The following is a 7,131-nucleotide window of genomic DNA, read 5'->3' on the forward strand; positions in this document are numbered from 1 at the left end:
GCACGGAGGCGGGCCGCGCGGACACCTCCTCCGCGCGGAACGAGACGAACGCGCCGGACGAGGGACGCCGGGAAGGGGTGCTGCCGCTCGGCCCCGCCGACTGGCACACCCGCAACGAGTGGCCCGACGAGCAGGACGTCGTCCGGGACGAGGAGCAGCGGCGGCGCGACCGGTGACGGGGCGGCTGATAAATTGCTTTCCGGTCCTCTTCCGGCAGTGGGTAAGGAATGTGCATGCCGCTTCCGTACTGGACGTCGGAGAACGTTCTCCCGCCCGGACGGCATCCGGCCGACCTCTCCGACATCTACGAACGTCTCGTGTGGGACGCCCCGCACCGCAATGAGCGGGAGCTGCTGTTCAGCGCGCTCAGCGGGTACCTCGGCGTGGTGTACCGGCTCATCCCGTCGGGGCGGGCCTGGATCGGCGGCGGGCTGCTGATCCGGACGACGGAGGTCCCCCGGGACGTGGACGTGGTGCTCATCCCGGACGAGTGGGGCGCGCTGAAACGGCTCGACGGCCGGGCGCGCTCGGCGCTGTACGGGCTGATGACCCTGCGCGGCGTGATCGCCGAACAACCGGTGACCTACCTCGACCAGGTGCAGCCGGTGAGCGGCCTGCTCGACGGGTTCCTGTGCCGCCCCGGCGACGAGGACACCTGGGAGGCCGTCTGGGCCCGGGGCCCCGTCCCGGGCACACTCAAGGGGTTCGCGGAGGTGGCCTGGTGAACTTCCGGCAGGTGGCGGACAACATCCCCGGCGGCACGTGGCTCGACGACCTGGCGCGGGCGTCGGCGTGGTCGGCACACGCCAAGTTCGAACGCAGCGCGCGGTCCCCGCTGCTGCGGGTGTCGATGCTGAACTCCTCGCGCCTGGACGCCTACACCTCCTCCGACATCAGCAGGGCGCTGCAGGACGCCACCGCGAAGATCGGCCACATCGTCCGCAACCCGCAGACCGAGATCACCTCGGTGCAGCCCGCCGACCGGGAGAAGGCCCCGCTCATCCAGCGCGGCCAGGCGGGCAACGCGATGTTCTTCGGCTTCCCGGAGACCACCGACCCGGACGCGCTGATCTCCGACGGGATCGAGACGCTGTCCGAGCGGGCGGTGAAGGAGCTGTGCGACTTCCTGCCCGCCAACGGTTCCGACGACGGCGCGCTGGACGCGGTGCTGCTGCAGCGGGACACCGTGCGCAACGCGGTCAGCGACGTGGTCAACGCGGTCATGAAGAACTCCAGCATCGGCCTGTCCCTGGTGCCGACCTCCGGCGAGGAGGTCATGCGCAGCATGACCACCGAACAGGCGAAGGTGCTGCAGGGCAGTCTGCGGGAGTCCCGCGAGGACGTCGGCTACGAGACGGTCACCGGCAGGCTGGACGGCGTGCGCACCCGGCGGCGCATCTTCTACCTGGAGCGTGACACCGGCGCCACCATCCAGGGTGCGGTCGCGCCCGACCTGCTCGACGAGATCAAGGAGAACCTGGACCGTCCGGTCACCACCCGGCTGCGGGTCGTGCGCACCACCACGATCGACGGCCGCCGGGGCAGGCCGGTCTACGAACTCCTGGAGATCCGCTCGGAAACCACCCTGTTCGACTGAACAGGCCCCATAATCCGCGGACTCGTCATTCAGGCCGAGTCGGCAGGCACGATGCTGAACGCGTCGAACTGTGCGGACAGCGGTGTGACGGCGCGAAAATCCCGGTGGTCGAGCGTGAAGATGCGGTTGGTGTTGTAACGGTGGGCGAGCACAACACCTACCGCATCGGCCATGTCCAAACGTAGGGCGTCGTACTTGAGACGCACCTCGTGTGCCGCGACCAGGTCAGCGTGACGCAACTCCGCGAGCTTGTACTGGCCTTCCCCGATGCGTTCGAGAAGCGACTCGGTCGCGCGCAGCGCAAGGTCGAAGTGAGCACGTCGGTGCACCAGAAAATCGAGTTCGGTCAGCACAAGCGGCGAGATCGCCAGTGTCTCGGTCTCCATGACGGTGAGTGCCTCGCCGTGCTCGGACTGGCCCGCGTCGAAGCCGGCGAACAACGCGGACGTGTCCGCGACCACGATCATCTCCGCGCCGCCCGCTGCTCGATGTGGCTCCGGATCTCCTCGTCCATCTCGTCCGACGTCATGGTGCTACCGCTGTTGAACACCGGAAGGGGGCGCTTCTTCCTGGGCCGCTCCGACGTCTCCAGAACCATGGTGATGCCCCGCCGAATGAGTTCCGCTTTGCTCGTGCCTGTAGCCGCAGCCTCCGCATCCAGGCGGACTTCGAGGTCATCCGGGATATAGACTGTCGTCTTCACCATGCCATATATGGTACCACCCAACCGACGCGGTGTAGCGCATCTCCAGGTAGGTCAGTGTGCCCGGGGCACGGGTACGGCCCCGTGCCACCAGTCCCGATCTGGCGGCGCGGGGCCGTACCCGTCGCGAATTCACACCGCCCTCCGGGTGCGGGCCTCACCCCGAGCAAGGAGTCACCCGCGCCGGACGGCGACGATCACCTCGTCAGCCGCGCCGTTGAGGTGCGCTCAAGGTAGCAGACCGCACCGGGGCGGCGGCATCCGGCCCGGTACGGTCCGTGTACCGGATGGTCACGCAGCGGAGGCGACGTCATCCGGGGCATTCAGCGCCGGACGGGCGTGAAGTCGCGGGCGCCGATGAAACCCGGCCGCGGTGCCTTCGCCGCGAACGGCTCCACCACCGTGTTCTCCACGCTGTTGAACACGAGGAAGATGTTCGACCGCGGATACGGGGTGATGTTGTTGCCCGACCCGTGCATGATGTTCGCGTCGAAGAACAACGCCGACCCCGCGGGTCCGGTGAACTGGTCGATGCCGTGTTCGGCGGCGAGCCTGGTGATGTCGTGCTCGGTCGGCACGCCGATCTCCTGCTCCTTCAGCGACGCCTTGTAGTGGTCGTCCGGGGTCTCGCCCGCACACTGCACGAAGGTGCGGTGCGAGCCCGGCATGACCATCAGGCCCCCGTTGAAGGGGTAGTTGTCGGTGAGCGCGACCGAGCAGCTGACCGCACGCGGCCGCGGCATCCCGTCCTCGGCGTGCCAGGTCTCGAAGTCGGAGTGCCAGTAGAACCCGTTACCCCGGAAGCCGGGCATGTAGTTGACCCGGCTCTGGTGGAGGTAGACCTCGGACCCCAGCAGCTGCCGCGCGCGGTCCAGCACCCGTGGGTCCCGCGCCAGCCGGGCGATCACCTCACTGATGCGGTGCACCTCGAAGACGGAGCGGACCTCGCCCGAGGCCTTCTCCGTGACCACCCGTTCGTCGGACTTGAGCGCCTCGTCCGACGAGAGCCGTTCGAGTTCCTGCCAGTACCCCTGCACCTCGGCGGGGGACAGCAGGCCCTCGATGATCGAATACCCCTTGTCGTCGTGGGCCGACAGTTCGGCCGCGTCGAACGGCCCGTCGTCCGCGCCGCCCCACACGGTCGGGTCCGGCCGCTGCAGCAGCTGCGGCTCGCCCGACGCGATGCGGGTGGGGTACTGGTCTCTGATCCGGCTCTCCGCGAGTGTCACGATGCTCGCCTCCTCCGAATACCGAGTTTCGTGGTGTTCCTACCGTGTAGTGATTCCCCGTTCTGTCGAGTGATACCCGGATGGGTGGATGTTTAGCGGACCACGTGGGTGGCGCAGGTCACGACGCGGCCTCGTCCTCCACCACCAGCGGGTAGACACCGTTCTCGTCGTGGACCTCCCGCCCGGTGATCGGCGGGTTGAACACGCACACCGTCCGCATGTCCGTCTTCGGCCGCACCTGGTGCTTGTCGTGCTGGTCCAGCAGGTACAGCGAACCCGAGCGGAGCTGGTGGGTCTCGCCGGTGGCCTTGTCGGTCACCTCGCCCTCACCCTCGACGATGAACACCGCCTCGATGTGGTTGGCGTACCAGAAGTCGTTCACGGTCCCCGCGTACAGCGTGGTCTCGTGCACCGAGAATCCTGCCCGGTCCTTGGCGAGCACGATGCGCTTGCTGCGCCAGTTCGGCTCCTGGATGTCGGCCTCGGTGTCGGTGATCTCGTCGAGGTTGCGGACGATCACGGGTGTCTCCTTCTGCGCGTGTTGCTCCCCGACCGCGGCCGGGGCGTGTCGGTGTGGTTCAGCGGCCCAGGACCGAGTCGACGGACTCGGAGATGATCTGCAGCCCCTGCTCGACCTCGGCTTCGGTGGTGGTGAGTGCGGGCAGCAGCTTCACCACCTCCCCGTCCGGCCCCGAGGTCTCCATGAGTAGACCACGGTCGAAGGCCGCGGCGCACACCTTGTCGGCGACCTCGCCGCTCTCGAACTCCAGCCCGCGGGCCATGCCCCGGCCCTTGGCGATCAGGTTCGCCTCGGGGTAGCGCTGCACCAGCTCGGTGAACACCTCGCCGATCCGCGCACCCTTGGCCCTGGTGCCCTTCTCCAGCTCGTCGTCGCGCCAGTAGGTGCGCAGCGCCTCGGCGGCGGTGACGAACGCCGGGCTGATGCCGCGGAACGTCCCGTTGTGCTCACCGGGCGACCACACGTCCAGGTCCGGGCGGATCAGCGTGATCGCCAGCGGGAGGCCGTAGCCACCGATCGACTTCGACATGCAGATCATGTCCGGCTCGATACCGGCGTCCTCGAAGCTGAAGAACGGCCCCGTACGCCCGCAGCCCATCTGCACGTCGTCCAGGATGAGCAGGATGCCGTGCTTCTTGCACAGGTCGGACAGGTTCTTCAGCCAGTCCAGCCGGGCCGCGTTGATGCCGCCCTCACCCTGCACCGTCTCCACGATCACGGCGGCGGGCTCGTTCAGGCCACTGCCGGAGTCCTCCAGCAGCTTCTCGAAGTAGAAGAAGTCGGGGTAGGCGCCGTCGAAGTACTTGTCGTACGGCATCGGCGTGGCGTGCACCAGCGGAATGCCCGCACCGCCCCGCTTCATGGAGTTGCCGGTGACCGACAGCGCGCCGAGCGTCATGCCGTGGAAGGCGTTGGTGAAGTTGATGACCGACTCCTTGCCGGTCACCTTGCGCGCCAGCTTCAGCGCGGCCTCGACGGCGTTCGCACCGCCGGGGCCGGGGAAGATGACCTTGTACTCCATCGAGCGGGGCTTGAGGATCACCTCGTCCAGGCTCTCCAGGAAGTCCCGCTTGGCGCTGGTGTACATGTCCAGGGAGTGGGTCACCCCGTCCCGGGAGATGTAGTCGATCAGCGCCTGCTTCAACGCCGGATTGTTGTGCCCGTAGTTCAGGGCGCCGGCTCCGGCGAAGAAGTCGAGATACGGCGTGCCGTCCTCGGTGTAGAGCCAGCTGCCCTGCGCCCGATCGAACACCACGGGCCAGCCACGACTGTAGCTGCGCACCTCGGACTCGAGCGTTTCGAAGATGCTCACGTTGTTTCGTCTCCTGCTTTCTCGGACGGTTCGCGCACGCGGGCACGGCAGGTCGCCGCGCGCATCCACGCCGTCACCGTCCTGCTGGTCGCTGCGCAGGCGAAAGGGGACCGATCCGGAACAGGTCCTCCCGCTCGTGCGCATCCGGGAAGTCATCCTCGGCGAACAACTCCGACCGCACGAGTTCGGCGTTCCACCGCTTGGCGAAGGACTCGAACAGCCGGATCGACGCCTCGTTGTCCGGCGTGATGGTGGTGTCCAGGTAGCGCACCCCCTCCTCGACGAGCCTGGCGTACAACTCGTCGAGCAGCGTGCCCGCGAGGCCGCGGCCCCGCTGGGACGAGTCGACGGCGACCTGCCACACCAGTGCGGTGTCGGCCGTGGTGGGCCTGCGGTAACCCATGACGAAGCCCACGACCTCGCCGTCGACCCGCGCCACCACCGATGTGTCGGCGAAATCGAGACACCACAACAGGTAGGCGTACGACGAGTTCAGATCCAGCTTCTGTGAATCACGTGCGATTCGCCAGAGGGCCGCGCCGTCACCCTTGTTCGGCGATTCGATCACGACGGGACCCGTCGCACGATTGTCACTGTCGGCACGCTCGGGGTGCTTTCCGGACATATTCATGCAACATAACAGAGCAGCACCCGCCACTCAGCCCACACGATCTCGATCAGCGCTCCGACCTGCGAAGACGCCGACACTCGTGTGACAACACCGACAGAACTGTACCGATCACGGGCAGCGGTGTGCTAGGAGCACAACACGACGTCCGTGCCCGTCTCCCGGGAGCCGTGTCTCGCGCACCGCGAGCGCTTCTCCCCGCGTGACGGTTCCTCCGCCGTACGGTAGTGGGGATCGGCACAGAACGCGAGAGGCTGTCCGGGTGAGCGTCCTACCGGGCCATTCTGTTACTCCATGTGTGCGACGGGAACGCCACCGCGGGCATTTCCGGCGGCCGGAACGTCACCCCGCGCCCGATCCACCCGCCCTAGCCCTGGCCTTGGCCGCCTTCTTGGACGCGCGCACCTCCTCCAGGGTGTGCCCGTCGACGACGTCGGCGATGGAATGCCGTGCGTCCGGCTCGCCGTAGGCGCCCGCAGCCTCCCGCCATCCGTGCGGCTCGACACCGAGCTGCTTACCGAGCAGGGCCAGGAAGATGCGTGCCTTCTGGTCGCCGTACCCGGGCAGCGCCTTGAGCCTGCGCAGCACCTCGCGCCCGTCCGGCTCGCCCTCGGTCCAGATCCGCTCGGGGTCGCCGTCGTAGTGCTCCACGACGTACTGCGCCAGCGTCCGGATACGCTTCGCCATCGACCCGGGGAACCGGTGCACGGCGGGCTGCCGGGCGCACACCTCCGCGAACTCCTCCGGGTCGGACTCGGCGATGCGGTGCACGTCGAACCCACCCAGCCGGTCGGCGATCTTGTTCGGCCCGGCGAAGGCGACCTCCATCGCCACCTGCTGATCCAGCAACATGCCGGTGAGCAGCGCCATCGGGTCCCGGCTGAGCAGCCCGTCGGCGTCGGGGTCCCCGGTGAGATGCAACGTCGCGCGCATGCCGACATCCTCGCACGCACCCGGCCCCCGGGCAGACGGAGTCGGGGCCGGTTCGCGGGAAGAAATGACCGGAAGTCGCTTCCGCGTCTCCCCCGTCGACCCTAGGCTCCCCGGATGGCGCGCTGGGGGTTGGCGACACCGTGGTCGCGGGCGCCGCTGCGGCTGCGCCGACACCCGGGGGTCGCGCTCGCCGTCGCCGCGGCCGCGTT

General features: G+C 68.1%; 9 protein-coding genes. 2 read left to right on the forward strand and 7 right to left on the reverse strand.

Going from position 1 to position 7,131, the window contains the following annotated elements; translation table 11 throughout:
• Window positions 1-233 precede the first annotated feature (233 nt).
• Window positions 234-725, forward strand: coding sequence for a DUF6932 family protein (locus ACTIR_RS0107600; protein ID WP_026453814.1), 492 nt, complete (start codon window positions 234-236; stop codon window positions 723-725).
• Window positions 719-1,597, forward strand: coding sequence for a hypothetical protein (locus ACTIR_RS0107605; RefSeq protein ID WP_026453815.1), 879 nt, complete (start codon window positions 719-721; stop codon window positions 1,595-1,597). The genes ACTIR_RS0107600 and ACTIR_RS0107605 overlap by 7 nt, the downstream gene beginning before the upstream one ends.
• A 29-nt stretch (window positions 1,598-1,626) precedes the next feature.
• Here ACTIR_RS0107605 and ACTIR_RS0107610 read toward each other — a convergent pair whose 3' ends face one another.
• The 7 genes from ACTIR_RS0107610 to ACTIR_RS0107640 all read right to left on the reverse strand — a co-directional run bounded on the left by ACTIR_RS0107610 (window position 1,627) and on the right by ACTIR_RS0107640 (window position 6,922).
• Window positions 1,627-2,064: a type II toxin-antitoxin system VapC family toxin gene (locus tag ACTIR_RS0107610; protein ID WP_026453816.1), complete on the reverse strand. Its 438-nt coding sequence runs from the start codon at window positions 2,062-2,064 to the stop codon at window positions 1,627-1,629.
• Window positions 2,061-2,303: a ribbon-helix-helix domain-containing protein gene (locus tag ACTIR_RS0107615; protein WP_052583763.1), complete on the reverse strand. Its 243-nt coding sequence runs from the start codon at window positions 2,301-2,303 to the stop codon at window positions 2,061-2,063. Before ACTIR_RS0107615 ends, ACTIR_RS0107610 begins: the two co-directional genes overlap by 4 nt.
• Window positions 2,304-2,623: 320 nt before the next feature.
• On the reverse strand, window positions 2,624-3,529 hold the full coding sequence (thpD, locus tag ACTIR_RS0107620) for an ectoine hydroxylase (RefSeq protein WP_026453818.1): 906 nt from the start codon (window positions 3,527-3,529) through the stop codon (window positions 2,624-2,626).
• Window positions 3,530-3,647: 118 nt separating this feature from the next.
• Complete coding sequence (locus tag ACTIR_RS0107625; RefSeq protein ID WP_026453819.1) at window positions 3,648-4,049, reverse strand: ectoine synthase; 402 nt, start codon at window positions 4,047-4,049, stop codon at window positions 3,648-3,650.
• Between the two features lie 58 nt (window positions 4,050-4,107).
• Window positions 4,108-5,361 (reverse strand): diaminobutyrate--2-oxoglutarate transaminase, encoded by a 1,254-nt coding sequence (ectB, locus tag ACTIR_RS0107630; protein ID WP_026453820.1) that lies wholly within the window; start codon window positions 5,359-5,361, stop codon window positions 4,108-4,110.
• 73 nt (window positions 5,362-5,434) lie between these two features.
• Window positions 5,435-5,986, reverse strand: a complete 552-nt coding sequence (ectA, locus tag ACTIR_RS0107635) for a diaminobutyrate acetyltransferase (protein WP_026453821.1) — start codon at window positions 5,984-5,986, stop codon at window positions 5,435-5,437.
• A 345-nt stretch (window positions 5,987-6,331) separates the two neighbouring features.
• A complete protein-coding gene (locus ACTIR_RS0107640) occupies window positions 6,332-6,922 on the reverse strand; it encodes an HhH-GPD-type base excision DNA repair protein (protein WP_026453822.1) in 591 nt (196 codons plus the stop codon).
• Between the last annotated feature and the right edge of the window lie 209 nt (window positions 6,923-7,131).

Origin of the sequence: Saccharomonospora iraqiensis subsp. iraqiensis, assembly GCF_000430445.1 — a bacterium.
Classification (GTDB): domain Bacteria; phylum Actinomycetota; class Actinomycetes; order Mycobacteriales; family Pseudonocardiaceae; genus Saccharomonospora; species Saccharomonospora iraqiensis.

Bases quoted from the DNA above. Each gene is read 5' to 3' on its own strand.
- ACTIR_RS0107600 (WP_026453814.1), top strand. From the start codon at position 234: ATGCCGCTTCCGTACTGGACGTCGGAGAACGTTCTCCCGCCCGGACGG.
- ACTIR_RS0107640 (WP_026453822.1), bottom strand. From the start codon at position 6,922: ATGCGCGCGACGTTGCATCTCACCGGGGACCCCGACGCCGACGGGCTG.
- ACTIR_RS0107610 (WP_026453816.1), bottom strand. From the start codon at position 2,064: ATGATCGTGGTCGCGGACACGTCCGCGTTGTTCGCCGGCTTCGACGCG.
- ectA (WP_026453821.1), bottom strand. From the start codon at position 5,986: ATGTCCGGAAAGCACCCCGAGCGTGCCGACAGTGACAATCGTGCGACG.
- ACTIR_RS0107615 (WP_052583763.1), bottom strand. From the start codon at position 2,303: ATGGTGAAGACGACAGTCTATATCCCGGATGACCTCGAAGTCCGCCTG.